At 71.9% G+C, this 24,959-nt stretch carries 19 protein-coding genes and 1 pseudogene; 13 read left to right on the top strand and 7 right to left on the bottom strand.

The features are described 5' to 3' along the window. Nucleotides 1-88: 88 nt before the first annotated feature. Nucleotides 89-1,186: pseudogene (locus ACWCPM_RS06995) on the bottom strand (DUF4139 domain-containing protein); the annotation flags it as partial. Nucleotides 1,187-1,545: 359 nt separating this feature from the next. On the opposite strand from ACWCPM_RS06995, the gene ACWCPM_RS07000 reads away from it, so the two are divergent. The 5 genes from ACWCPM_RS07000 to sbnA are packed head-to-tail and all read left to right on the top strand — an operon-like array spanning nucleotide 1,546 to nucleotide 10,352. Further along, the gene (locus ACWCPM_RS07000) at nucleotides 1,546-4,032 is read left to right on the top strand and encodes a Pls/PosA family non-ribosomal peptide synthetase (protein WP_450975095.1); all 2,487 of its coding nucleotides are present in this window, start codon (nucleotides 1,546-1,548) and stop codon (nucleotides 4,030-4,032) included. Continuing rightward, on the top strand, nucleotides 4,032-7,160 hold the full coding sequence (locus tag ACWCPM_RS07005; protein WP_450975096.1) for a non-ribosomal peptide synthetase: 3,129 nt from the start codon (nucleotides 4,032-4,034) through the stop codon (nucleotides 7,158-7,160). Before ACWCPM_RS07000 ends, ACWCPM_RS07005 begins: the two co-directional genes overlap by 1 nt. Nucleotides 7,161-7,183: 23 nt before the next feature. Further along, on the top strand, nucleotides 7,184-8,209 hold the full coding sequence (locus ACWCPM_RS07010; protein ID WP_450975097.1) for a TauD/TfdA family dioxygenase: 1,026 nt from the start codon (nucleotides 7,184-7,186) through the stop codon (nucleotides 8,207-8,209). Next, on the top strand, nucleotides 8,206-9,273 hold the full coding sequence (gene sbnB / locus ACWCPM_RS07015; protein WP_450975098.1) for a 2,3-diaminopropionate biosynthesis protein SbnB: 1,068 nt from the start codon (nucleotides 8,206-8,208) through the stop codon (nucleotides 9,271-9,273). The genes ACWCPM_RS07010 and sbnB overlap by 4 nt, the downstream gene beginning before the upstream one ends. Before the next feature lie 56 nt (nucleotides 9,274-9,329). Continuing rightward, nucleotides 9,330-10,352, top strand: coding sequence for a 2,3-diaminopropionate biosynthesis protein SbnA (sbnA, locus tag ACWCPM_RS07020; protein WP_450975099.1), 1,023 nt, complete (start codon nucleotides 9,330-9,332; stop codon nucleotides 10,350-10,352). Nucleotides 10,353-10,586: 234 nt separating this feature from the next. On the opposite strand, the gene ACWCPM_RS07025 is transcribed toward sbnA, so the two are convergent. The 3 genes from ACWCPM_RS07025 to ACWCPM_RS07035 form a co-directional block, all read right to left on the bottom strand. After that, complete coding sequence (locus tag ACWCPM_RS07025) at nucleotides 10,587-11,324, bottom strand: anti-sigma factor (RefSeq protein WP_450975100.1); 738 nt, start codon at nucleotides 11,322-11,324, stop codon at nucleotides 10,587-10,589. Further along, nucleotides 11,321-11,932, bottom strand: coding sequence for an ECF RNA polymerase sigma factor SigK (gene sigK / locus ACWCPM_RS07030; RefSeq protein ID WP_450975101.1), 612 nt, complete (start codon nucleotides 11,930-11,932; stop codon nucleotides 11,321-11,323). The genes ACWCPM_RS07025 and sigK overlap by 4 nt, the downstream gene beginning before the upstream one ends. A 270-nt stretch (nucleotides 11,933-12,202) precedes the next feature. Beyond that, the gene (locus ACWCPM_RS07035; RefSeq protein ID WP_450975102.1) at nucleotides 12,203-12,373 is read right to left on the bottom strand and encodes a hypothetical protein; all 171 of its coding nucleotides are present in this window, start codon (nucleotides 12,371-12,373) and stop codon (nucleotides 12,203-12,205) included. A gap of 259 nt (nucleotides 12,374-12,632) precedes the next feature. Between ACWCPM_RS07035 and ACWCPM_RS07040 the strand changes: the two genes are divergently transcribed. The 5 genes from ACWCPM_RS07040 (at nucleotide 12,633) to ACWCPM_RS07060 (ending at nucleotide 19,191) form a co-directional block, all read left to right on the top strand. Further along, nucleotides 12,633-14,447, top strand: a complete 1,815-nt coding sequence (locus ACWCPM_RS07040; RefSeq protein ID WP_450975103.1) for an ABC transporter ATP-binding protein — start codon at nucleotides 12,633-12,635, stop codon at nucleotides 14,445-14,447. Nucleotides 14,448-14,918: 471 nt separating this feature from the next. Then, nucleotides 14,919-16,151, top strand: a complete 1,233-nt coding sequence (locus ACWCPM_RS07045) for a PP2C family protein-serine/threonine phosphatase (protein WP_450975104.1) — start codon at nucleotides 14,919-14,921, stop codon at nucleotides 16,149-16,151. Between the two features lie 144 nt (nucleotides 16,152-16,295). After that, nucleotides 16,296-16,523, top strand: a complete 228-nt coding sequence (locus ACWCPM_RS07050) for a ferredoxin (RefSeq protein WP_450975105.1) — start codon at nucleotides 16,296-16,298, stop codon at nucleotides 16,521-16,523. Then, the gene (locus ACWCPM_RS07055) at nucleotides 16,513-17,907 is read left to right on the top strand and encodes an NAD(P)/FAD-dependent oxidoreductase (protein ID WP_450975106.1); all 1,395 of its coding nucleotides are present in this window, start codon (nucleotides 16,513-16,515) and stop codon (nucleotides 17,905-17,907) included. Before ACWCPM_RS07050 ends, ACWCPM_RS07055 begins: the two co-directional genes overlap by 11 nt. A gap of 60 nt (nucleotides 17,908-17,967) precedes the next feature. Further along, entirely contained in the window at nucleotides 17,968-19,191 is a 1,224-nt protein-coding gene (locus ACWCPM_RS07060; protein WP_450975107.1) for a cytochrome P450, read from the top strand. A gap of 205 nt (nucleotides 19,192-19,396) precedes the next feature. Here the strand turns inward: ACWCPM_RS07060 and ACWCPM_RS07065 are convergent, their stop codons facing one another. The 3 genes from ACWCPM_RS07065 to ACWCPM_RS07075 form a co-directional block, all read right to left on the bottom strand. Next, entirely contained in the window at nucleotides 19,397-19,894 is a 498-nt protein-coding gene (locus tag ACWCPM_RS07065; RefSeq protein ID WP_450975108.1) for a MarR family winged helix-turn-helix transcriptional regulator, read from the bottom strand. A 333-nt stretch (nucleotides 19,895-20,227) separates the two neighbouring features. Next, nucleotides 20,228-21,280, bottom strand: a complete 1,053-nt coding sequence (locus ACWCPM_RS07070) for an SLAC1 family transporter (RefSeq protein ID WP_450975109.1) — start codon at nucleotides 21,278-21,280, stop codon at nucleotides 20,228-20,230. Nucleotides 21,281-21,288: 8 nt separating this feature from the next. Further along, the gene (locus ACWCPM_RS07075) at nucleotides 21,289-22,080 is read right to left on the bottom strand and encodes an MIP/aquaporin family protein (RefSeq protein ID WP_450975110.1); all 792 of its coding nucleotides are present in this window, start codon (nucleotides 22,078-22,080) and stop codon (nucleotides 21,289-21,291) included. A 165-nt stretch (nucleotides 22,081-22,245) separates the two neighbouring features. Here ACWCPM_RS07075 and ACWCPM_RS07080 point away from each other — a divergent pair, with 165 nt between their 5' ends. From ACWCPM_RS07080 to ACWCPM_RS07090, 3 genes are all read left to right on the top strand, one after another. Next, nucleotides 22,246-22,467 (top strand): hypothetical protein, encoded by a 222-nt coding sequence (locus tag ACWCPM_RS07080; protein ID WP_450975111.1) that lies wholly within the window; start codon nucleotides 22,246-22,248, stop codon nucleotides 22,465-22,467. 108 nt (nucleotides 22,468-22,575) lie between these two features. Then, a complete protein-coding gene (locus ACWCPM_RS07085; protein WP_450975112.1) occupies nucleotides 22,576-23,646 on the top strand; it encodes a lipoate--protein ligase family protein in 1,071 nt (356 codons plus the stop codon). Between the two features lie 369 nt (nucleotides 23,647-24,015). Then, the gene (locus tag ACWCPM_RS07090; protein ID WP_450975113.1) at nucleotides 24,016-24,873 is read left to right on the top strand and encodes a serine hydrolase; all 858 of its coding nucleotides are present in this window, start codon (nucleotides 24,016-24,018) and stop codon (nucleotides 24,871-24,873) included. The last annotated feature ends 86 nt before the right edge of the window (nucleotides 24,874-24,959 follow it).

The raw sequence follows: 24,959 nt of genomic DNA on the forward strand, positions 1-24,959 counted from the left end.
ACGGCGTGTCGGTCGCCGACAAGTACTGGCCGCCGGTGCGCCGTATCGACCAGGCGTTCGGTGACCGGAACCTGGTGTGCTCCTGCCCGCCGCTAGCCGGTGGCGGTCCGGGCACAGCGCCGCCGGGGGTCGGCAGGACCGTGGACGGCGCGCCGTAGCTCCCGGGCGGCGGAGGCGGCGGTGGGGGCGGCGGCAGGGGGTCGGGCATCGACGGCGGAACCGGTGCGGCTGTCACCGCGCCACCGGACGCTCCGGCGCCGGGGCGCGGTCCCGCCGTGTCGTACCCGCTGAACAGGTCGCTCAGTCCGCGCGGGGGCTCGCGCCAGCCCGGGGGCGCGGGAGCGGGCTGGCCGCGTCCGATGCGGAGCGAGCGCAGCCTGGGCGCGTCGGTGCGGCGGTTCAGGTCGGCCGTGGCGAGCGCGACGCGCACCCCGTTCCAGTCCTCGCCGGTGCGCTGCGCGACCGCCGCACGCAGCAGCAGCCGTCCCTCGCCCTCGTCCTGGCGCCGGGTGAGCCGGTAGGAGGGTACCCAGACGGCGCCGGGCACCCCGTACTCCACCTCCACCTCGACGTCCGTGTCACTGGTGCCGGTGAGGGTCACCGCCGCGCACAGCGTGGTCTCCACGTGCGCCGCGGACGCGGCGGTGGAGGCGCGGGACAGCCTGTCCGCCGCGACGTCCAGCTCGTGCTCCACGCTCCTCAGTTCCTCGTCCAGCTCACGCAGCCGGGAGTGCAGCACGGTCAGACGCCCGTCGACGAAGTCGGCGAGTTCCAGCCAGGCGTCCACCGGGGTACGGCGGTGCGGCTCGTCCTTCGCGCGGGGCGGCGGGACCGGGCGCAGCGCCGCCGTCTCCTCGATCAGCCGCCGCTGTCTGCCTCGGCGGGCGTCGACGGCCTCCCGGATGTCACGCAGCCGCTCGACCTCACGCCGCAGCTCACCGGTCGGGTGGGTGCCGGCAGGTTCCGCCTCGGCCTCCACCCTGGCCTCGGTGACCCGCACCCCGGCCGTGCCGACGACGCGCGCCCGCAGAAAGCCGGGGTCCAGCGACCGGGGCAGGCCGGTCACCCGTATCCGCCCGTCGGCCGGCAGGCTGCCGCGGGCGAGCCGACGGCACAGGGCGCCCTGCGCGTACACCACCACGGAGTCCAGTGCCGACGTCCACCTCGGAACGGTCCGAGCCCTCATGCGTTCCCCCTGTGCCGTACCGGTGCCCTGCCGATGCCGAGGGAACACTATGCCGGACGCCGGGCCACCGGTGCCCGAGGGCCCGAATGCCGCCGGTCCGGCGAGGGAGGGCGTGGCCGGGAGGTGACGGCGCGGCCGGATTCCGGCCCTCCCACCGTCGCCACGCACCCGCGTCCGCCACTTGCTCGGGCCCCGCGGGCACCCGCGGCAGCCGTCCGGCGGGCGCGGGCCGCGCCGTCACTCAGGGCGCCCCGCCGCGCACGGTGGGAGAACCTCGGCGGCTGCGTCATACCTCGCCCCGTCGGCGACGAATAGGTGGCAGAACAGGACGGCCGGCCGCCCCAGCCGAAGGAGTGAGTATGACGGGACAGCAGCTCAGGGCCTTGGACACCGTCCCCGGTACCGAAGTGACGCTCGCCCGGCTGCTCGCGGACGTCGCGCAGCTCGACGACGTGCCTGTCGACAGCCACTTCTTCAACGACCTCGGAGCCGACTCCCTGGTCATGGCGCACTTCTGCGCGAAGGTCAGGAAACGGCCCGACCTGCCGTCGGTGTCGATGCGCGACGTCTACCGGTATCCGACCATCAGCGCGCTGGCCGCCGCCCTGACGGACGGGACCCGCCAGGACGAGGTTCCGCGGACGCCACCGGTGACCTCCTCGGCACGGCCACCCGCACAAGCGGTGGGCCGGCCCCACTACGTGCTCTGCGGTGCCCTGCAACTGCTGAGCTATCTCGGCTACGCCGGCCTGCTGGCCGTCGTGATGACCTGGGGCTACGACTGGATCTCGGCAGGACAGGGCCTGCCGCGCGTCTATCTCCGGTCGGTCGCGTTCGGTGCCGTGCTGCTGGTGCTCGTCTGCGCCCTGCCGGTGATCGTGAAATGGCTGCTGATCGGCCGGTGGAAACCGCGCCGGATACGCGTCTGGAGCCTGCCCTACTTCCGCTTCTGGCTGGTCAAGACGCTGATCCGGTCGAGCCCGGTCGTCCTGTTCGCCGGGTCGCCGCTGTACCCGCTCTACCTCAGGGCGCTGGGCGCCCGCGTCGGACGCGGGGTCACCGTCCTGTCGCGGAGCATGCCCGTCTGCACCGACCTGCTGACCATCGGCGACGGCGCGCTGATCCGCAAGGACTCGCTGATCAACGGCTATCGCGCCCATGACGGCGTGATCGAGACGGGCCCGGTCACCCTGGGCCGTGACGCGGTCGTCAGCGAGGCGACGGTGCTGGACATCGGCACCGCACTCGGCGACGCGGCCCAGTTGGGCCACGCTTCGGCGCTCCACACCGGGCAGCGGGTGCCCGACGGCGAGCACTGGCACGGCTCGCCGGGTCAGCCCACGGACGCCGACTTCCAGCCGGTCGAGGCCCGGCCGTGCGGGACCCTGCGGCGAGGGGCCCACGGCGCGGTGCTGCTGGTGAGCGCGGTGCTGGTGTACGTGCCGCTGCTGGTGGGCTGCCTGGACGTGCTGCTCTCGCGCGTTCTGGAGAGCACGGGTGCTCCGGTACCGGCGGAGACCTCCCTGGCCCGCTGGGGCTTCTACGGGGACATGCTGATGGTCACGGCCGTGGTGTTCGTCTGTGCCATACCGGCGGGTCTGCTGGTACTCGGCACCGTCCCACGGCTGCTCGCCCGGTTTCTCACTCCGGGGCGGACGTACCCGCTCTACGGCTTCCACCATGCCGTGCACCGGGCGATATTCCTGATGACCAACAACAGGTTCTACACCCGCCTGTCCGGTGACAGCAGCCTCATCGTGCACTACCTGCGCCGCATCGGGTACGACCTGTCCCGGGTGGAGCAGACCGGGTCGAACTTCGGTACCCGGGTCAAGCACGAGAGCCCCTTCATGAGCGTGGTCGGCTCGGGCACCATGGTCGCCGACGGCCTCTCCGTGATGAACGCCGACTACTCCAGCACGTCCTTCCGCGTGTCGCGGACCGTGATCGGGGCGCACAACTTCCTCGGGAACCGCATCGCCTATCCCGCGCGCGGCAGGACCGGTGACAACTGCCTGCTGGCGACCAAGGTGATGGTCCCCGTCGACGGACCGGTCCGGCACGACGTGGGACTTCTCGGGTCACCCAGCTTCGAGATCCCGAGGTCGGTGGCGCGGGACAGCAGCTTCGACGAGCTGACGGAGGGCGAGGGCCTGCGCCGCGGGCTCGCGGCCAAGAACCGGCACAACGCCGTGTCGATGGCGTACTACCTGTTCGCCGGCTGGCTGTACTTCTTCTGCGTCACCCTGCTCTTCTCGTGCGCCGCGAGCCTGTACCCGCAGTGGGGAGCGGCGAGCATCGCGCTGGCCAACGCTCTCGTGCTGCCCTTCTCCGTCCTGTACTTCGTCGTCCTCGAACGGATCGTGGCGGCGGCTCACCCTCCGGGGCCGTTGTTCTGCTCGATCTACGACCTCCGCTTCTGGAGGCGTGAGCGGTACTGGAAGGTGCCCGCGGAGACGTTCGTGCAGGCCCTCAACGGCACCCCGTTCAAGGGCCTCGTGTGGCGCATGCTCGGTGTCGGCGTCGGCGCCAGGCTGTTCGACGACGGACTCGCCGTGACCGAACGCAAGATGGTCACCATCGGCGACAACTGCACGTTCAACGCGGGAAGCGTCGTCCAGTGCCACTCCCAGGAGGACGCCGCGTTCAAGTCGGACCGCAGCGAGATCGGCTCCGGATGCACCCTCGGCGTAGGAGCGTTCGTGCACTACGGCGTCCGGTTCGGCGACGGTGCCGTACTGGCCGCCGACTCCTTCCTGATGAAGGGCGAGGCGGTCCCGGAAGGCGCCCACTGGGCGGGCAACCCCGCGCGCCCCGCACCCGTCGACGGCGGAGGTGAAGGCTGATGGCGAGAGTGACGGCACCGGCCGAAGGCCGTACCCACGGCGGCGGCGCACCGTCCGGCGTGAGCCGCCCCGGCGCCGCGCCGGCCGCGGACCCCGCCCCGGTGGTCGCCGGCGCGCCGGACGAGGACTTCACGGCCGTACCGCGCTGGACGCGGGAGCCGGCCCCCGGCACCGCCGAGCACGTCACGCCCGTCCCCGCGGACGTGACGGCTGCCCTGGAGCTCAGGGCCCGGGAACTGGGCGTGCCGCTCACGGCGGTGTTCCTGGCCGCGCACGTCAAGGTGCTCGCCGCGCTCTCCGGCGACCCCGTCGTCCGCACCGGATACGCGGCCCCGGGCGACTCGGAGACCCGCGCCGTCCGGGTCGCCGTCGGGCCCGGCACATGGCGTCGACTGCTCCTGGACGCCCACGAGGCCGAGACGAGGCTGCTGTCGGCACGCTCGGGCACCGGCGTCGGAGCGCCGCCGCTCACGGGAGGAGCGCACCGCCCCGACGCGGTGTTCGACCCGTCGGGACGCGCGCCCGCGCCGCGGAACGGCACCGTGCTCACGGTGACGGCCCCGTACGAGGACGACCGGCGCGCGCTGCGCCTGCGCTACCGGACCGACCGGCTGGACGCCGACTGCGCGGCCCGGATCGCCGGGTACCATCTCGCCGCGCTCGAGCAGATCGCCGCCGACCCGGACACGCCGCACGACCGGAGCGGTCTTCTCTCGGCCGAGGAGGTCCGGTTCCAGATCGACGGACTCGCCGGTCCGTCACGGGATCTGCCCGACCGGCGCTGCCACGAACTGTTCGAGGAGCGCGTGCGCGTCCACCCGGACGCCGTCGCCGCCGTGCACCGCGACCGCGGGTGGACCTACGCGGAGCTGAACGTCCGGGCCAACCGGCTGGCCCGGGCCCTGCTGGCGCAGGGGCTGCGCCGCGAGGACACGGTCGCCGTGGTGACCGGGCGCGACCTGAACTGGCTGGCCGCCGTGCTCGCCGTGTTCAAGGCCGGCGGCGCCTACCTTCCCGTCGACCCGCACTACCCGCCCGGACGCATCACGACCGTGCTGACCCGCGCCGCCTGCGGCATCGTGCTGACCGAGCCCGGCGCCACGACGAACCTCGACCGGGCCCTCGACGGGCTGCCCGGCGTCCGTACGCTGCTCGTCCCGGACGTCATCGAACAGACGACCGACGGATCGGACCTGGGGATCGCGGTGCCGGCCGACGGGCTCGCGTACATGTTCTTCACCTCCGGCTCGACCGGTGAGCCCAAGGGCGCGATGTGCGAGCACGCGGGCCTGCTCAACCATCTGTACGCCAAGATCGACGACCTGGACATCGGCGAGGGCACCGTCGTCGCGCAGACCGCCTCGCAGTGCTTCGACATCTCGCTGTGGCAGTTGCTGAGCGGACTGCTGACCGGGGGCCGGACGCTGCTGGTCGAGCAGGAGGCGATCCTCGACGCCGACCGGTTCCTCGACACGCTCGTCGAGGGCCGGGTCGAGGTGCTCCAGGTCGTGCCGTCCTACCTCGACGTGATCCTGTCCGCCCTCGAACGCGGCCCTCGCGACCTGCCCGACCTGCGCTGTGTGTCGGTCACGGGAGAAGCGCTCAAGAGTGAGCTCGCCCAGCGCTGGTTCACCACCGGGCCCGGGATCCGGCTGGTCAACGCCTACGGGCTGACGGAGACGTCCGACGACACCAACCACGAGGTCCTGGACGCCGCGCCGGCGCCCGGCGGTGTCCCGCTAGGCCGGCCCGTCAACAACGTGCGCGTCTACGTCGTGGACGAGACCCTGAGGCTGGTCCCGCTCGGCGCTCCCGGCGCGATCGTCTTCTCCGGTGTCTGCGTCGGCCGCGGATACGTCCGCGATCCCGAGCGCACCCGGCTCGCCTACCTGGCGGACCCGTACCGTCCGGGGCAGCGGCTGTACCGCGGCGGCGATTTCGGCCGCTGGCTGCCGGACGGGAAGCTCGAGTATCTCGGGCGCGGCGACGGCCAGGTCAAGATCCGCGGATTCCGCGTCGAGATCGGCGAGGTGGAGAACACCCTGCTCCGGGTCCCCGGCGTGCGGGACGGCGCGGTGGTGGTGACCGGCGACGGACACGGGCGGCAACTCGCCGCCTTCTACACCGGCGGCGGGACCCTGGCGCCCGAGGACGTCCGTGAACGGCTCGGCGAACTGCTTCCCGCGTACATGGTCCCGTCGTCCCTCCGTCAACTGCCCCGACTGCCGCTCACCGCCAACGGCAAGACCGACACGAAGGCGCTGGCGGCGCTCGTGGAGGAGGCCGCCACGGGCCGCGAGGCCCACGACGCCCCCAGGACGCCGACCGAACAGCGGCTCGCGGAGAAGTTCGCGGCCGTCCTCGGCATACCGTCCGAGCGCGTCGGCCGCGGCGACGGCTTCTTCGACCTCGGCGGCACCTCGCTGTCGGCCGTCCGGCTCGCGGTGGCCCTGGACCACATGGTCTCCCTGCGCGACCTCACCGGACATCCGGTGCTCGCCGATCTGGCCCGTCTCCTCGACACCCGTGCGGCGGGCGGCCCGGCCCCGGAGACCGAGGCGGCGCGGGTACTGGGGACGCTGTCGTCCTCGGACGCGCCCGCGCGGGCCGCGCTGATCTGCTTCCCCGGCACCGGCCGTTCCGGCGCGGACTTCGCGCCCCTGGCCGAGGCACTGCGCGCCGGGGCGGTCGACGACGGCCACACGGTGGCGGTCCACGTCGTCGAGCACCCCGACCCGGCCCGGATCGCCGAGGAGACCGCCCGGCTCGGTACGCCCCGCATCCTGCTGTGGGGTGACGGCACAGGCGCGGTACCGGCCCTGGAGACCGCCCGGACCCTCCAGCGCGACGGCGTCGCCGTCGGCGGCGTGTTCCTGTCCGTGCCGTCCGCCTTCCGCCCTCCGCGCGAGGCGGAGCCCTTGACGGCTCCGGTCACCGTGCTGGTCGCCGCCGCCACGTCAGATGAGAGCGACACCGCCGGCGCGGCGCGGGAGCCCGGCGAGTGGCGCCTTGTGGCCGAGGAGGTCGAGGTGCGGCACGTGTCCGGCGGCCGCCGCTTCCTGCGCACCCGACCGGCGGAGGCGGCGCGGACCTTGGTCCCGGCCGCCTTCCCGCCCGCCGAACCGTAGTCCGCCGTCCGGAGGAGAACACGATGCTGTCCTCACTGTTCCGCAGGCACACGGCCCCCGTCACGCCGCCTCCGACCGCCGCGAGCACCACGCTCCACGCTCCCGGCGACCCCCCGGTCCTCCAGGCCGAGGCAGTCACGGACGCGGCGGTCTGGGTGGCCCGCCACCGCGACGGACTGCGCGCGTCCCTCGTCGAGCACGGCGCCGTCACGGTCCAGGGCCTCGGTCTGAGCACCGCGGCCGACGTCGAGTCGGTCCTCCACCGGGTGTCGGACCGTCCGGTGACCGAGCGGGAGGCGTTCGCCGCCCGCGACCGGTACGCGGAAGGTGTCTACTCGTCGTCGGCGTGGCCACCCAACCAGCTCATGTGCATGCACCATGAGCTCAGTTACGCCCTGGAGTGCCCGGGACTGCTGCTGTTCGCCTGTCTGCGGCCGCCCACCACCGGCGGCGCCACCCCCGTGGCGGACTCCGCTGCCGTGCTGGAGGCGCTTCCGGCCGAACTCGTCGACCGGTTCGAGCGGGAGGGCTGGCTGCTCACCCGCACCTACAACGACGAGATCGGCGCGACGCTCGGCCAGGCGTTCGGCACCGAGGACCACGACGCCGTCGAGGCGTACTGCCGCGCCCACGACATCGACTGCTCCTGGCAGCCGGACGGCTCGCTGCGGACCCGCCAGCACCGGCGCGCCGTGGTCCGGCACCCCGTGTCCGGCCTGCGGTGCTGGTTCAACCAGGTCGCGTTCCTCAACGAGTGGACGATGGCACCCGAGGTGCGCGAGTTCCTCGTCGAGGAGTACGGCCCCGACGACCTGCCCTTCAACACCCGGTACGGCAACGGTGACGTGGTGCCCCGGGAGGTCGTCGAGCAGATCAACGGCGCCTACCAGGCACACACCGTCCGCCGGGCATGGCAACCCGGGGACCTGATGCTCGTGGACAACATCCGCACCGCGCACAGCCGCGAGGCGTACGAAGGACCGCGGGACGTCGTCGTCGCCATGGCGGACCCGGTCCGTACCGACCACCTCGGGAGGGCAGAGTCATGACCACCGTGCGTGCCGCCCACGAAGACGAGCGCCGGCCCGGCGTTCCCGTCGTACCGCCGTTCGCCGTCATCCCCGGCGACCAGGTCAAGCAGGTCCTCGACGGACGCGAGAAGGCCATGGTGGAGGTGATCGAGGCGACGTACCGGCTGCACGGGTCGGCCCGTACGGTCAACCCGCCGTCGTCCTTCCTGCGCTTCCCCGACCGCCCGACCGCCCGGATCATCGCCCTGCCCGCCTCCCTCGGCGGCGAGAGCAGGGTGGACGGCCTGAAGTGGATCTCCAGCTTCCCCACCAACGTCGCCGCGGGCATCCCCAGGGCGTCGGGCGTGCTCATCCTCAACGACCCCGCCACGGGCTACCCCTACGCGTGCCTGGAGACCTCGATCATCAGTGCCGTGAGGACCGCCGCGTCCGCCGCGTCGGCGGCCGACCGGCTCAGCAGAGGGCGCCCCCGCCCCACCCGACTGGGCTTCGTCGGAGCCGGTCTGATCGCCCGCTACATCCACACCTACCTGGATGCCACCGGCTGGTCCTTCGACGCCGTCGGCGTGCACGACCTGTCCGCCGGCAGCGCGGCGGACTTCCGGACCTACCTCGAGCAGTCGGGCGCCGGGCCCGTCACCGTGCACGACAGCGCGCGCGACCTGGTCCGCAACAGCGACCTGATCGTCTTCGCGACGGTCGCCGACCGTCCGCACGTCCAGGACCCCGCCTGGTTCCGCCACGACCCGGTGGTCCTGCACGTGTCACTGCGCGACCTCGCACCCGAGGTGCTGCTGTCCGCCACCAACGTGGTCGACGACGTCGACCACTGCCTCAGGGCGGGCACCTCGCCGCACCTCACCGAGAACCTCACCGGAAACCGCGACTTCCTGCTCGGCACGCTCGACGACGTACTGGCCGGCCGGGTGGCGGTGCCACCGGACAGGCCCGTGGTGTTCTCGCCGTTCGGTCTCGGCGTCCTCGACCTCGCGGTCGGCAGGTTCGTCTACGAGGAGGTGGCCCGCTCCGGCGATCTGCGGATCATCGACAACTTCTTCCACGAGATGCGCCGGCACGGCTGAGGGCGGCTCACCCGCCGCCCCGTCGGCGTTGCGGCGATCGGGACGAGGAGGCCATCGTGCCAGTCATATCCGTACCCCAGGCCTTCAACGAGGAGGACCTGTACGTCGACCTGGAGTCGATGTTCGGACACCGGCTGTTCCTCAAGTGCGAGGGGTTCAACTTCGCCGGCTCCATCAAGCTGAAGGCCGCGAACGAGATGGTGGAGTCCGCCGAGCGGAGCGGGGTCCTGACGAAGGACTCGATCCTGGTGGAGTCCTCGTCGGGCAACCTCGGCGTGGCCCTGAGCATGATCGCGGCCTGCAAGGGCTACAGCTTCGTCTGCGTGACGGACTCCCGCTGCAACCTCGCGACCCGGCAGATGATGGAAGCACTCGGCAGCCAGGTGCACGTCGTCTCCCAGGAGCAGGGCGGCGGGGGCCTCCTCGGGGCGCGTCTGGCCTATCTGCGCACCCTGTGCGCCGGGGACGACCGGTACGTGTGGCTGAGCCAGTACACCAACCCCGACAACTGGAAGGCGCACTACTTCACGACGGCTCCGGCCATCGCGCGCTTCTTCCCCGAGCTGGACGTGCTCTTCGTCGGCGTCGGCACCACCGGCACCCTGATGGGGTGCGCACGCTGGTTCCGGTCCTGGCACCGGAGGGTCCGGATCGTCGCCGTGGACAGTGTCGGCTCGGCCATCTTCGGCGACCCGCCGGGCCGCCGGATGATCCCCGGACTGGGCATGAGCCTCAGGCCGCCGCTGCTCGACGAGTCGTACGTCGACGAGGTCGTGCGCGTCGAGGAGGCCGACACCGTCCGGACCTGCCGCGGCATGGCGAGGAAGGGCTTCCTCTTCGGCGGTTCGACCGGGACGGTGGTCAGCGGGGCGATGTCCTGGCTGGACCGGCACGAGAGAGCCGGACTCACGCCGGTCGCGATCGCGCCGGACCTCGGCGAGCGCTACCTCGACACGGTCTACCGGCCCAGCTGGGTGGAGGCCGTCTTCGGTGACGACGTCGACGTCGACGACCCGGAGGCACCGCACCACGACCTCGTCGCCCGCGAGCCGAGCGCGGCGCAGGGCTGGATCCTCTGACACCGCCGGGGACGCCGTCAGGGTCCTCGGGCACACGCACACAGGCGCCGCGGCCGGCTCCGCGGCGCCTGTCCCCGTGTCGGGGCCGCGACGCGTCATGGGGCGTGTCCCGGTGTCGGGGCTGTTCCGCGTCAGTCGGGTCTGTTCCGCGTCATGGGTCTGTTCCGCGTCATGGGTCCCCGGTGTCGGGTCCGCCGTTCCCCGCGTGTCCGCAGGGGTTTCGGGCGTCCTCGATCAGCTGATCACGGGAATCCTGGCAAGCGGCGCCTTGGTCGGCTGCAGCGCGCCCTCGGCGGCCTCGACGGTGACACAGACGGCGGTGGCCCCGTTCAGGGGCCCGGCGAGGACCTGGGCCTGGCGACCGCCCGCGGAGTGCAGCAGGCCGGCGGGACGGTACTCCCACGCCCGTTCGTACCAGAGCTGATAGACCTGCCCCTCGCGCAGGGGCGGCAGACCGGAGGCGATGAACGCGGTGCGGTCCTGGGCCCGGGAGGCGATGACGCTCGCCGTCGCGCTGTCCGGCAGCCGCGCGGTGCTCATCGTGGCGTCGGTGGCGGCCAGCAGGCCGACGAGCGCCTGGGTCTCCGCCTGGGCGTCGGCGACCTGCTCACGGTTGGTGTCCGCTTCGGAGTGCTGCCACCAGGCGATACCTCCGACACTCGCGGCGGCGGCCACGGACGCGGCCAGCGCCACCAGGAGGCCCCGTTGTCCCAGGCGTTCCTGCCGAGGGGCGACGGGCCGCTCCCGGCGTCCGGTGGTGATCTGCTCCAGGACGCGCCGGCGCAGGTCGGGTGAGGGCTCGCGAACCTCGGCGGAACCCATCCAGGACAGGGTCAGCGACGCCTCGTCGGCCTCGCGCCGGCACTCCGGGCAGGTGGCCAGGTGGTCCACGAAGGCCGCTTCCTCATCGGGAGGCAGGGCGTGCAGGGCGTACGCGCCGACGTCCGCGCAGAGGTCCGCAGGGGGCCTCATGACCGGCTCTCCAGACACTTACGCAGGCGCTGGAGTCCCAGACGCATCCGCGACTTGACGGTTCCGACGGGAGTGGAGAGGCAATCGGCCACCTCCGTGTAGGTCAGGCCCTCGTAGTAGGCCAGCACCAGCGGCAGTCGCAGCTGTCCGGACAGCCCGGACAGACAGCGGAAGACGACGCGGTAGTCCTCACGCACCTCGACCTCCTCGGCCACCGTGTCGAACGGCCGCTCCTGCTCCAGGACGGCGGTGCGCAACTCACGTGCCTTGCCGGCGGCGACCGACCGCACACGGTCGACCGCCCTGCGGTGGGCGACGGTGAGCACCCAGGCGCGGGCCGGTCCGCGTTCGGCGCGGAAGTGGTCGGCGGTACGCCACACCTCCACCATCACGTCCTGGGTCACCTCCTCCGCCAGCGCCTCGTTGCGCAGCACCCGCCAGGCCAGTCCCATCACCGGGGGCGCGAGCGCGTCGTACACCCCGGCGAAGGCCTGCTCGTCGCCGTGGGCGGCACGCGTCAGCAGCTCGTCCACCCGGACGTCGTCCGACGACCGGGTCCTGCGGGCCGGCGCGTCGCGTTCCGCGCCTGCCTCATTTCCACGCTTCATGGCCGCCCCTCAGCTCTGCTCGACAGTGGCTCCTCCAGGGGAGAAGCGCACCTCGTGCAGGCCCGTCCGCCTGACAGACATCACCTTTCCGCAGGAGGCGCGGCGGCGCACGCCGGTGGACCGGTCACGGGAGGGCGAACCGACGCCCTCACAGCTTGTTCGGAGCCGCGGTGGCCGCGGATCTGCCCACATGCCGTGCCGCGCCATGTCCCCGCGCACGGCAGCGGCCCCGGTGCGCGGGAACACCGGGGCCGGGGCGGGGAGGGACCGTCAGTGGCCGTGGCCCGGGCGGGCGGTCTGGCGCCGGGCGTTGTTGTACAGGCGCAGCAGGTGCTTGGCGACGGCGCACGGCACCGTGTCGGCATGGCACTGCCGGCAGGTCCGCACGTGCTGCTCGTGGTCGGCGCGCGCCTGTTGCAGGGCATCACTCGGAAATGACATCGATGTCCTCGGAGTTGGGACGGGAGGGGCTGCGGTCGAACGGGTGCCTGGGTGAGGCGACGGCACGTCCGAGGCAGAAGTTGATCATGTTACTGAGGGTAGTGGGAAGTGGTGCCCGCGCTGCCGCCCCACGGTCTCCGGCCATGGCTCCCTCCCGGAAAACACTTGGACGGCGCGCCCGCCGGCACGGGACACTGCGTACTCGTCGAGTCACTCCATGTAATCAACGCGGCGTCGCCGCGACGACCGAGGAGGTGGGATGGGAACGCCCGAACCGCGCAGGGTGCTGCCGGGCAAGCGCTCGGTGCTGCTCGCACTTCGTTACTACGGACGGGAGTTGACCCGCTTACGATGGCTGACCGGGCCGGCGATGCTGCTGACGGCCCTCGGCAACATCGGGATCAACTACGTCGCTCCGCTGATCGTCGCCAAGCTGGTCGGCGACGTGGCCGGGGGCACGGACCTCACCGTGGAGTCCGCGCTGCCGTACGTCCTGGGCTTCGTCGGTGTGCTGCTGCTCGCGGAGGCCCTGTGGCGCGTCGCACTGCACTGCCTGAACCGCCTGGACGCCCTCGGCATCGAGCACCTGTACGTGATCGGCATGGACGAGTTGTTCGCCAAGGACGCCGCGTTCTTCCACGACAACTTCGCCGGGTCGCTGACCAAGCGCGTCCTGAGCTTCGCCTCCCGGTTCGAGCAGTTCGTCGACACGCTGACGTTCCAGATCGCGGGCAGCTTCCTGCCGCTGGCGTTCGGGGCGGTGGTGCTGTGGCGCTACGAACCGCTGCTCGTTGTCGGGCTGCTGGTGATGATCACGCTGACGGCCGTGTGCGTGGTGCCGCTCATCCGGCGCCGTCAGGCGCTCGTCGACCAGCGCGAGGAGGCGATCGCCAGGGTGTCGGGGCATGTCGCCGACAGCCTGATGAACATGGACACGGTACGGGCGTTCGCCGCCGAGGAACGCGAGGCCGCCGAGCACCGCTCCCGGGTCGCGGCCTCCCGGCGGCTCACCCTGCGGTCGTGGGACTACGGCAACCTGCGCATCGACACGTTCGTCGCGCCGATGTCGGTACTGACCAACGCGCTGGGCCTGTTCGTCGCGGTCATGCTGGCCGGCGGCACGCACGGCGTGGAGGCGATCGTGGTCGCGTTCACCTATTACTCCAACGCGACGCGCATCATGTTCGAGTTCAACCAGATCTACCGCAGGCTGGAGAGCTCGATGACGGAGGCCGCGCAGTTCACCGAACTGCTGCTGACGCCTCCGACGGTGCTCGATCCGCCCGTGCCGGAACCACTGCTGCGGCGGGAGGCCGGTGTCCGCTTCGAGAAGGTCACCTTCGCCCACGCCGGCGGCAGGCCCCTGTTCGACGGCCTCGACCTGGACGTGCCCAGCGGCGCACGGGTCGGTCTGGTGGGACGCTCCGGCGGCGGCAAGACCACGCTGACCCGGCTGCTGCTGAGGATGACGGACATCGACGGCGGACGGATCCTGATCGGCGGTCAGGACATCACCAGAGTGCGCCAGGCCGACCTGCGCAGCCTGATCGCCTATGTGCCGCAGGACCCGGCGATGTTCCACCGCTCACTGCGCGACAACATCGCCTTCGCCCGGCCCGACGCCCGTGACGCCGAGATCCGCCGCGCGGCCGAGGCGGCGCATGTCACGGAGTTCGCCGACGCCCTGCCGAACGGCTTCGACACCATGGTGGGGGAGCGCGGGATCAAGCTGTCCGGAGGGCAGCGCCAGCGGGTCGCGCTCGCCCGGGCGATCCTGCGGGACGCGCCGATCCTGCTGCTGGACGAGGCGACCAGCGCCCTGGACTCGGAGAGCGAGATCCTCGTCCAGGAGGCGTTGTGGCGGCTCGTGGAAGGACGCACCGCGCTCGTGGTGGCCCACAGGCTGAGCACGGTCGCCGGAATGGACCGGCTCGTCGTCCTCGACCAGGGGCGGGTCGTCGAACAGGGCACACACGACGCACTGCTGGCCACGGACGGTGTCTACGCGAAGCTCTGGCAGCACCAGTCCGGCGGCTTCCTCGACGACAGCCCGGCGCCGGCCGAGCCTGCCTGACGCCAGTCCGCCCCGTCCGCCACCCGCGCGGGGGACGGAGCGGGCCACCCTGGAGCTGCAGGGACGCGCCGTGGTCCGACCGTCACGATCTGCGCCCCGGGACGCCGCGCGGGCGGTCTACAGGGGGACGACGGCCGCCGCGCGGCCCGTCCCGTCCAGGCGCCGGGCCGCGCGGCGGGCCGGTTCCCTCAGCAAGCGCCGGACCCGCTCCGGCCACCCCGCCGAGGCGAAGGACTCCCACGGCCCCGTCCGCATCGGCCGCGCCCGGGGTGGGCCCACCCCGGGCGGGAGGTGCGCGCGCCGCGCCGGTGAACCGGTCGCGGCCGGTGTCGCAAGGGGCACTCCCGGCCCGCCGGGCTCCAGGGCCGGTGCGGCGGGTACACGTCCACCGGTCCTGGTGCGCCCGCCGGGCCCATCCCTCTTAGATTGGTAGGAGCGGGTGACGGCGCCTGCTGGCTGGGAGACCGCGCCATGGCAGCCGACATCGATTTCACGGCCTTCTTCGACGCCACACCGAGCCCGTATCTGATGCTGGACACGGACCTGGTGGTCCGCTACGCGAACGAGGCGTACGTGCGGGCCACCGGGCGGGGTGGGGACGAACTGATCGGCAGGTACTTCTTCGACGCCCTGCCGGCGAACCCCGACACCCCGGAGGACGCCCGGTGTGTGATGGCCTCACTGCAGCGGGTCAAGGAGACCGGCGTCGCGGACACGCTGGTGCTGCAGCGGTACGACATCCCCTCGGCCGACCACCTGGACGGGTTCGAGGAGCGGTGGTGGTCCGACGTCCACACGCCCGTTCCCGGTCCTGACGGCAAGGTCACGTGGATCGTGCAACGCTCCGAGGACGTCACCGCCTTCATCCACTCCGGGCGGGCGCACCAGCTCACACAGGAGTTCACGGAACGGGAGAAGGGCCTGGCGGCCGAGCTCTACGTGCGGGCCCAGGAACTGCACCAGCTGAACCAGGAACTGCGCCAGGCCCACGCCCGCGAACGCCAGGTGGCCGTCGCCCTGCAGGAAGCCATGCTCCAGGCCCCGGACCTGGAGCGGCACACGAACATGGCCGTGCGGTACCTGCCCGCGACGAAGTCGCTCAACGTGTGCGGCGACTGGTACGACGTCGTGGACCTGCCTCCCGACCGCTACTCCGCCGCGGTCGGGGACGTCGTCGGACACGGCTTGCAGGCCGCGGCCATCATGGGCATGCTCCGCAGCGCGCTGAGCGCCGCCATCCGGGCCATCCCGAGCCCCGCCCAGGCGCTGGAGGTCCTCGGCCTGTACGCCCGTTCCCTGGAGGGCGCGACCGCCGCGACCGCCGTCAAGGTACTCATCGACACCCGCAGCCAGCTGATCATCTACAGCAACGCGGGGCATCTGCCCCCGGTCCTGCTCCATCCCGGCGGTACCTGGGAACTACTGGACCAGGCCACCGATCCACCGCTGGGCGCCCGTCCCTACCACGTCCCCCGCCCCCAGGCAGGCGTGTCCTACACACCGGGCGACACCCTCGTGCTGTACACCGACGGGCTCATCGAGCGGCACGACGAGGACATCGACGTCAGTCTGGCCCGTCTCACCTCGGCCCTCTCCAAGTTCAGCAAGCTGGCCCCCGAGGCACTGGCGGACGCCCTGCTGGACCGGCTCCGCGTCACCCGCGGAGCCCGCGACGACATCGCCCTCGTCGTCATCCGCCTGTGAGCCCGCGGGCGCCCGGCCCTCGCGTTGCGCACTTCCCCGGCGGGGGTCGATCCTGAATGGGAGGCATGCCCGCCGAACCGTATGGACCGAGCGCAGAGTGCCGCGGGCCGTGAGGGTACGGCCCGCGCAGGGAGCGGGTTCCAGATGAGGCTTGTCGTCGATCTCAACCGGTGTCAGGGATACGCCCAGTGCGTCTTCCTCGCCCCTGACGTGTTCGCACTTCACGGCGACGAGGCGCTGTTGTTCTCGCCTCGTTTCGACGAGGGGCTGCGGGAACGGGTGGAAGTGGCCGCCGCCGCCTGCCCGGTGCAGGCCATCCTCGTCGACTACTCCGACGAGCCGACGAAGGTGGTCGAGGCCCATGTCGGCTGACACCGACGTCGAAGTCCTGCGCAGGCAGGGCCGGATCGTCGTCGTGGGCGCCTCCCTCGCGGGCCTGCGCGCGGCCGAGACCTTGCGCGACCAGGGTTTCGCCGGATCGCTCACCATGATCGGCGACGAGCCCTACGAGCCCTACGACCGGCCGCCGTTGTCCAAGCAGGCGCTGCTCGGGCGGGTGCGGGCCGAGGACACCGCACTGCCCCGGCGGCGCGAGGTCGATGCCGCATGGCGCCTGGGGGCCGCCGCCGTCAGCCTGGACCGGGAGACCAAGCAGGTGCGCCTGGCGAACGGCGACACCGTCCCCTACGACCGGCTGCTGATCACCACCGGGACCAGGGCCCGGCCCTGGTTCCATTCGGAACAGGCGGCGCTGAACGGCGTGTTCGTGCTGAGGACCCGCGACGACTCCGCCCGCCTGAAGCGCAAACTGGACGCCGGTCCGTCCCGGGTGCTGGTGATCGGCGCCGGATTCACGGGCTGCGAGGTCGCCTCCGCCTGCCGGGAGCTGAACCTGGAGGTCACGGTGGCCGAGCGCGGCCCGGCTCCGCTGGCCGGTGCGCTCGGCGGGGTGATCGGCGCGGTCGCGGACCGGATGCAGCGCAGGAACGGAGTCGACCTGCGCTGCGGCATCAGCGTGACCGCCCTGGAGGGCGACTATGCCGGACGGCTCAAGCGCGCCCATCTCTCCGACGGCACGGCGATCGACATCGACGTGGCGGTCGTCTCGCTCGGTGCCATGCGCAACACCGAGTGGCTCGCCGGCTCCGGTGTGGCCGCGGGGCCGCGCGGCATCGCCTGCGACGCCGGGTGCCGGGTGTTCGACGTCAACGGCATCGTCACCGACGACATCTACGCGGCCGGTGACGTGGCGCGCAGCCCCCACCCCTTGTTCGACTACCAGTTCCTGTCGCTGGAGCACTGGGGCAACGCCGTCGAACAGGCGGAGGTCGCCGCCCACAACATGATCTGCGCGGGACCCGACCGCCGTCCGCACCTGTGGCTGCCGATGTTCTGGTCGTCGCAGTTCCACGTGAACATCAAGTCCGTGGGCATCCCACCGCTGGGCGAGCAGATGGTCATCGCCCAGGGAGCGCTCGCCGAGGAGCGGTTCGTCGCGGTGTACGGATACCGCGGACGCGTCATCGCCGCGGCGTCCTTCGACGGAGGCAGATGGCTCGGGTTCTACGAGGAGCAGATCGCGGCCGCCGCGCCGTTCCCGCCGGACTACCGCATGGTCAACCGCCGGACCGCCACGCTGCAGAGCATCGACCCGGACTTCCCGGACCCCCATCTGCCCAGCCACGGGGCCACCGTCACGCTGTCGGGTCACGCACCGAGCGAGCGGCGTGTCGAGTTCGTTCCGTCGCACGCCTGATCCCCGGCCCCGTGCCGCCGATCCCCGGCCCTGTACCGCCCGGAGCCCCCAGGAGACACCATGACGTCCGGCACCCTCTCCGCGCAGATCCTCGACTACGCCAACCGCGCCGATCCGTACCCGCTGTACACGGAACTGCGCAAGACACCGGTCCTGCGGGAGGACGACGGCACCTACCTGGTCAGCAGTTACCACGCGGTGCGAAGCCTCGCCAACGATCCACGGCTGAGCCAGGATCCGCGCAACCGTCCGCCCGGCTACACCCGTCCCGGACAGTCCGAGGAGGAGACGGGCCTGCCGCCGAGCTTCATCCTGACCGACCCGCCCGACCACGACCGGCTGCGCGCCACCGCGAACCGGCCGTTCGGGCCCCCGCACAGCCCCAGGTTCGTCGACGACCTGCGCGGAGAACTCGCCACGGTCGTCTCCGAACTGATCGACGCCTTCGAGGGCAAGGACGAGATCGACATCGTCGACGACTTCTCCTACCCCCTGCCCGTCACCGCCATCTGCAAGGTGCTCGGCGTGCCGCACGAGGACGAACCCCGCTTCCACGGCTGGGCGGACGCCGTGGCGTCCGGCATCGACCCCCAGCACGGCGGCGTCGGCCAGGAGAGGTCCCAGCAGGGCCGCCGGGAACTGGGCGCCTACCTGTCCGAACTCATCGAGGCCAAGCGCCGCCGCCCGGGTCCGGGGCTCCTCAGCGCCCTCGCCCCCGATACCGGCCCCGGCGGCAGCATGACTCCGGCGGACCTGGTGGCGACCGCGGTGCTGCTGCTGGTCGCCGGCCACGAGACCACCGTCAACCTGATCACCAACACGACCCTCACCCTGCTGCGCAACCCCGACGTCCTGGAGCGGTTCCAGAACGACGTCGAACTCACCGTCCCCCTCGTCGAGGAGGCGCTGCGGTACGAGCCGCCCGTCCAGTTCGTGCCCATCAACATCACGCTGGCCGACATCGACGTCGACGAGGTCACCATCCCCAAGGGCTCACCGGTCTGGCTCATGATCGCCGCGGCCAACCGCGACCCCGCGCGCTTCAGGGACCCCGAGCGGTTCGTTCCCGACCGTGAGGACAACGAACACCTCGGCTTCTACAGCGGGATCCACTACTGCTTCGGTGCCCCGCTCGCCCGGATCGAGGCGCAACTCGCCCTGCGCGAGCTGTTCCGCCGGGTCAAGGGCATCCGGCTCCTGGACGAGCAGCCGCCCTACCGCGCCAACGCCGTGCTGCGCGGCCCCCGTCACCTCCGTGTGGCGATCGAGGGCCTCGCCGCCTGAGCGCGTGCCCGTCCGACGCGGGCGAGCGGGGCCCTGGCAGGTGTGCCAGGCCCCGCAGGCACGCGAGGCGGCAGATGCTCAGCCGACGAGCGCGAACGTCTGGGCGGCGGATTTGGAGCAGGGCTGCAGGGACAGCCGGGCGCCGTCGGCGGTGGAGGCGTTGCCGACGGCCAGACACCTGAACCTGCCGCTGTGCCGTGACGGGTCAGTCCCCGGCAGCCGGAGGCTGCGCCCGCCCGGTGGGGGTCTCGTCGAACTGCTGCCTCTGCAGGGCCGTGATCTGCCGGAAGGCGTGCTTGAAGTTCTGGTACTCCCGCTCGCCGACCACCTCGGCGTGCCGCCGCTCGATGGCGGCCATGATCGCGTCGGCCTTGCGCATCTGGTCACGCCCGAGCGCGGTGGGCATGATCAGCTTGGCGCGGCGGTCCCTGGGGTCGGGGTGCCGTTCCACGTAGTCCAGGGCTTCCAGTTCGTCGATCAGGTTCCCGATGACCTGTTTGTGCGTCCCCGACAGCCGTGAGAGCTCCGTGGCCCGGCTGCCCTCCTCGTCGATGAACCCCAGGACGGCGCCGTGTTGCGGACGGAGTCGGGGATGGCCCTGCTCGGCGAGCTTCTGGAAGAGTTCCTTCTGGACCGAGAAGAGCAGTCGTGCGCTCAGGACGCCGACATCCGGATCCGCCACCTTGCCTTCACTGCGCCGCATGCCGCGTCTCCCCCTTCATGTCCCCGAAGTCCTTCACCTGCATGAACCGTCACTCGCGCTGACGATATCGGCCGGCGGGCTCCCCGTCCGGGTTGTCCCGCCTCGTTCGTCCACGGAACGGCCGACGAGGTCATCCCGCCCGCCTACGCCCGGACCTACGCGGAGGCCGCCGCGGCCAAGGGCGGGGACGTCACCTACGTCGAGTCGCCCGGAGCCGATCACTTCGGCGTCGTCGAGCCGGACGGACACGCGTGGAGCGTGACCCGCGGCCGTCCGGCCGAGCGGCTTCAGCAGGCCGCGTCCGACGAGTGAGCGCGGCCGACGGCGCGGGCCTCAACCGGCGGCCGCCCGCTGCTCCGTCGCCGCCGGGGGCGGCGGGGGTGGAGCAGCGGGCACGAGCTGACGCCGGGCGGCGGCCATCACCGTACGCACGGCGACCCCGCCCACGAACGCGCTGATCAGACCCAGCAGGACGGAGGTGTACACGCCCGCTCCCGGCGGCCGAAGGCGCTCGGTCCAGTGGATTCCCGCGGAGAACGCCGCGGCCCAGCTGAAGGTGAACGCCCAGGTGCTCGGCATGAAGGGCAGCTTCAGGAAGGCGGGCAGCAGTCTGAGCTGGGTGAGGATCATCAGCAGTCCGTAGCCGCCGAGGACGGCCGCCACGGTGTCGACGGTGTGGACGGAGTCACTGAAGAGAGCGAAGTAGGCGATGGTGGCCACTGCCGCGGGGGCGATCTCGATGGCGAGGGTCGGCTGCAGGGGCGGGGGCAGCATCGGACGCAGCAGCAGCCGGGCCATGATCACCGAGCCGAGGATGAGCCAGCAGATCGATCCCAGGCCGAACATCGCCACGCCCAGCCGGTGTTGCCCCACGGCGGCGGCCGACGCCGCGGCCAGCAGGCCGCCCGCGACGGTGGGCAGGAAGTAGCCCGGGTGGAACCGGTCGACGTCCAGCCGGCCGTAGATCCACTGGCCCGTGAACCAGGCACCCAGCAGCACGGTGAGGACCAGGAAGACGTCCACGACCACGCGGCCGGCCACCGGCGCCAGAGGGAACAGGCCGTACGCGGCGATCACCATCGGCACGACCACGGACAGGGCGGCGAAGGGCCCGCCCACCGGATCGGTGAGATCGCGCGACAAGGAACGTGACCGCACGGCATGTCTGAGGTAGACGATGGTCACCAGCAACCACACCACGGCCGCCAGGGCGAGCAGCCACTCGCCCACGACGCGTGGCGCGCGCTGGTACTGGGCGGCCGTCAGCCAGGCACTCGCCAGGCCCAGCAGGCCGAAGGGCATTCCGAAGAAGTTGAGCGGTATCGGCCTGGGCGGGCCGCCTGCCTGCCGGCCGCCGACGGACAGGGGGTCGTGGGGGTGATCCATGACGTCCTTCATGCGGACTCGTCCTGTTCCTGGGGTTGCCGAGGGGCGCCGCCGAGCTTGTAGGTGAGGGGCTGGTGCGTGTGGAAACGGCGCATCAGCAGGTGGTGCACGGAGGCGCCGAGCACGGCCCCGACGACCGGCGCCAGGACGTAGATCCAGAACTCGCCGGAGTCCCCCGCGAACAGGGCCGGCCCGAGGTGCCGGGCCGGGTTGACCGAGCCGCCGCTCTGCGTCCCCAGACACACGATGATCAGGGCGATGCACAGGCCGACGACATAGGGCAGCCATCTCGCGCGGGCCGGATGGGCCAGGAAGAATCCGATCACCAGGGTCAGGACGATGAAGCAGCCGGCTTCCGCCAGGAACACCCCCGAGCCGTCCCAGTCGGGAGCGGGTCTGACGGCGGCATAGCCGACCGACGGACTCGACGTCACCGGCCCCCACACCAGCCGGGCCAGCGCCACACCGGCGACGGAACCCGTCATCTGGGCGGCGGCGTAGGGCAGGACGCTACGGCCGGGGAACACGTCCATCAGCCAGAGCGCCACCGTGACCGCGGGGTTCATGTGGCCGCCGCTGCGCCGTCCGAAGGGAGACAGGATCAGCGCGACGACGAGCAGGCCCGAGGCCACGGCCACCACGAGCAGTGCGAGGTGAAGCCGGCTCACGTACAGCGGGGAGGCCGGATCGCGCAGCCACCGCACCATGGTCACCACCATGAACAGCAGGATCATGGTGAGGATCAGCTCGTCGAGGGCGCGGGGAATCGGAAGCCCGGACTGATGTCGATGGCCTGCCATGCCGCCTACCGGTCCCTGCCGCCATTTGGTTCGAAGAGGTGACAGTCTCGATCGCTTACTAACAACGGTCGATGCGCGCCGCGACCTCCGCAACAGCTGACCGCCCGGCGGCCTCGTGCCGGCGCATCCGCCTCCTTCCACTGTGCGCCACGTCTCCTCCGGACGTTGTTACGGCGAACGCGGACGGAACTGCTCGCGTCGGTCTTCCGCGACTTCGGCATGGACCAGGGCCGGGCTCTGACGCAGGCCACGCTCCTGACGGACGCGGTGTTCGGTCTCCTCGTCGCCCCGCTCGTGGACGACCACTGGGAGCGGGCGGACGCGGCCTTCCACGCGCTCCTGGACAGCCTGGAACCCGGATGGCACCCCGTGACCAGCACCCCGTGAACTGCTGACGCGTCGCCGCGTGCCGGTCCGCCGGACCCTGGCCGCCGACCGGGAACATCCGAGGACCGGGACCGGTTCTTCCCCGCAGTACCGAAGGAAGGCGAAGCTGTGCACGGTGAGTACAAGGTTCCCGGCGGCAAGCTCGTCGTCGTCGATGTCGACGTGGACGTCGAGCGCGGAGTGCTGCGGCACACCCGGGTGGCGGGTGACTTCTTCCTCGAACCGGACGAGGCGCTCGACGCCGTCAACCGGGCCCTGGACGGCGCCCCGGCCGACACCGACGCGGCCGGACTGGCGGCGCGGGTCGAGGCGGCGCTGCCCGAGGGGACGGTCATGTACGGGCTGACCTCGGAGGGCATCGCCATCGCGGTGCGGCGCGCGCTCGCGCACGCCGCCGACTGGACCGACTACGACTGGCAGCTGATCCACGAGGGTCCGCAGGCTCCGGCGCTGCACATGGCGCTGGACGAGGTCCTCACGGCGGAGGTCGCCGCGGGACGCCGGGCGCCGACGCTCAGGGTGTGGGAGTGGGGCGCCCCCGCGGTGATCATCGGCAGCTTCCAGTCCCTGCGCAACGAGGTCGACCCCGAGGGCGCGGACAGGCACGGGATCGAGGTCGTGCGCCGTATCTCCGGCGGCGGGGCGATGTTCGTCGAGCCCGGCAACACCATCACCTACTCGCTGTCGGTACCCGAAGCGCTGGTGCAGGGCCTGTCCTTCCAGGACAGCTACGCCTACCTCGACGACTGGGTGCTGGGCGCACTCGGCGACATGGGGATCAACGCCTGGTACCAGCCGCTGAACGACATCGCCACCGACCAGGGCAAGATCGCCGGCGCCGCCCAGAAGCGCGTCGTGGGACCCGAGGGCGGACCCGGCGCCGTGCTGCACCACGTGACCATGGCCTACGACATCGACGCGGACAAGATGCTCGACGTGCTGCGCATCGGCCGGGAGAAGCTGTCGGACAAGGGCACGAAGAGCGCGAAGAAGCGGGTCGACCCGCTGCGCCGGCAGACGGGTCTGCCCCGGGAGGCCGTGATCGCGCGCATGATTGACTCGTTCCGCGGCCGGTACGGTCTCAGCGACGGCGAGGTGACCGACGCGGAACTGTCCCGCGCGCGGGAACTGGCACGGACGAAGTTCACCTCGCCCGAGTGGACCGCCCGCGTGCCCTGACGGGGCGGGCCCCGCGAGTCCTCCGTCCCAACCGGCGGTGCGGCCACGCACCCGGCGAGACCGTGCGCGAGGTTCGGTACCTGCGTGAGAGCGGGCGCCGCCCACCACAAGAACGGCGGGACAGCTGCCGTCCGCGAGTGCGGGTCAGGGGCCGTCCGCCCACCGCGGCCCGACGGTCGAGCCCTCGGTCGCGGCCGGCCCAGGGGGCCTCGGGGTCGGCCGCAGCGCCGTCCCCGACCCTTCCGACCGCCCGGGGAACCGGCGCGGATCGGGCACTCCGTAGCGAACGTCACGTTCCATCTGATACCGCCCCTCCTTCACACTGGTTGCCCATAGTCACCGAAAGCATCGGAAGAACGGGCGGAGCGAATGGGGCTCACGCGGATATCCCGGCGTCTCGTGGCCACGACGATCGTCTCCGGCGTCGCGGTCCCCGCTGTCGTGGGGTGGGGAGCGGGCGGCGCCGTTGCCGCGACGCCCCCGGTGAAGTGCGCCTCGGGGCAGCCCGGGCTCGCCGCGACGCTGCAGCGGGACATCTCGGCGGCCCTGGAGCACAGGACGGCCGTCGCGGCGGTGTCCCTGCGCGATCCGTCGACGAACACCGTGTGCACGCTCCGGGCGGACCGGGGGTTCGACTCCGCCAGTGTCGTCAAGGTCACCGTCCTGGCGACGCTGCTGTGGGACGCACGCAGGCACGACCGCCGTCTCACCCAGGCCGAGGCCGACCACGCGACCAAGATGATCACGGCGTCGGACAACGCCTCCACCAGCGCACTGTGGAAGCAGCTCGGCGTGCCCAAGATCGAGGCGTTCCTGGCCGAGGCCGGGATGACCAGCACGGTGCCGGGTGGCGAACGGACCTGGGGCCTGACCCGGATCACGGCCGCCGACACGCAGAAGCTGCTGAACCTCATCACGGAACGCAACAGCGTCCTCAGCGACGCGGCGCGCGCCTACCTCCTCAAGTTGATGAACAAGGTCGTCCCCTCGCAGCGCTGGGGCACCCCCGCGGGCGCGCCGGCCGCCGCCGGGACGCACGTCAAGAACGGCTGGCTGTCGCGCACGGCGCACGGCTGGCGGGTGCACAGCATGGCCGCCTTCACCGGCGGCGGGCGCGACTACACCCTCACCGTGCTCACCCAGGACAACAAGACGATGAAGGCCGGCGTGGCGACCGTGGAGGCGGTCGCCCGAGCCGTCCACCGGGACCTCGCCGCACGGCGCTGAGCCGGCCGGGCGCGGTGTCCGGTGGGTGGGCGCCGGTTGACGGCGTCGGGGGGCGGCTGCTGCAATACCGGCCATGTCCTCCGCGA

This window comes from Streptomyces sp. NPDC002309, from assembly GCF_053593375.1.

Excerpts from the sequence above, each read along its gene's own strand:
- ACWCPM_RS07000 (WP_450975095.1), top strand. The coding sequence starts at position 1,546 with ATGACGGGACAGCAGCTCAGGGCCTTGGACACCGTCCCCGGTACCGAA.
- ACWCPM_RS07055 (WP_450975106.1), top strand. The coding sequence starts at position 16,513 with ATGTCGGCTGACACCGACGTCGAAGTCCTGCGCAGGCAGGGCCGGATC.
- ACWCPM_RS07010 (WP_450975097.1), top strand. The coding sequence starts at position 7,184 with ATGCTGTCCTCACTGTTCCGCAGGCACACGGCCCCCGTCACGCCGCCT.
- ACWCPM_RS07050 (WP_450975105.1), top strand. The coding sequence starts at position 16,296 with ATGAGGCTTGTCGTCGATCTCAACCGGTGTCAGGGATACGCCCAGTGC.
- ACWCPM_RS07035 (WP_450975102.1), bottom strand. The coding sequence starts at position 12,373 with ATGTCATTTCCGAGTGATGCCCTGCAACAGGCGCGCGCCGACCACGAG.
- ACWCPM_RS07070 (WP_450975109.1), bottom strand. The coding sequence starts at position 21,280 with ATGGATCACCCCCACGACCCCCTGTCCGTCGGCGGCCGGCAGGCAGGC.
- ACWCPM_RS07075 (WP_450975110.1), bottom strand. The coding sequence starts at position 22,080 with ATGGCAGGCCATCGACATCAGTCCGGGCTTCCGATTCCCCGCGCCCTC.
- ACWCPM_RS07065 (WP_450975108.1), bottom strand. The coding sequence starts at position 19,894 with ATGCGGCGCAGTGAAGGCAAGGTGGCGGATCCGGATGTCGGCGTCCTG.
- ACWCPM_RS07025 (WP_450975100.1), bottom strand. The coding sequence starts at position 11,324 with ATGAGGCCCCCTGCGGACCTCTGCGCGGACGTCGGCGCGTACGCCCTG.
- sigK (WP_450975101.1), bottom strand. The coding sequence starts at position 11,932 with ATGAAGCGTGGAAATGAGGCAGGCGCGGAACGCGACGCGCCGGCCCGC.
- ACWCPM_RS07040 (WP_450975103.1), top strand. The coding sequence starts at position 12,633 with ATGGGAACGCCCGAACCGCGCAGGGTGCTGCCGGGCAAGCGCTCGGTG.
- ACWCPM_RS07045 (WP_450975104.1), top strand. The coding sequence starts at position 14,919 with ATGGCAGCCGACATCGATTTCACGGCCTTCTTCGACGCCACACCGAGC.
- ACWCPM_RS07005 (WP_450975096.1), top strand. The coding sequence starts at position 4,032 with ATGGCGAGAGTGACGGCACCGGCCGAAGGCCGTACCCACGGCGGCGGC.
- ACWCPM_RS07060 (WP_450975107.1), top strand. The coding sequence starts at position 17,968 with ATGACGTCCGGCACCCTCTCCGCGCAGATCCTCGACTACGCCAACCGC.
- sbnB (WP_450975098.1), top strand. The coding sequence starts at position 8,206 with ATGACCACCGTGCGTGCCGCCCACGAAGACGAGCGCCGGCCCGGCGTT.
- ACWCPM_RS07090 (WP_450975113.1), top strand. The coding sequence starts at position 24,016 with ATGGGGCTCACGCGGATATCCCGGCGTCTCGTGGCCACGACGATCGTC.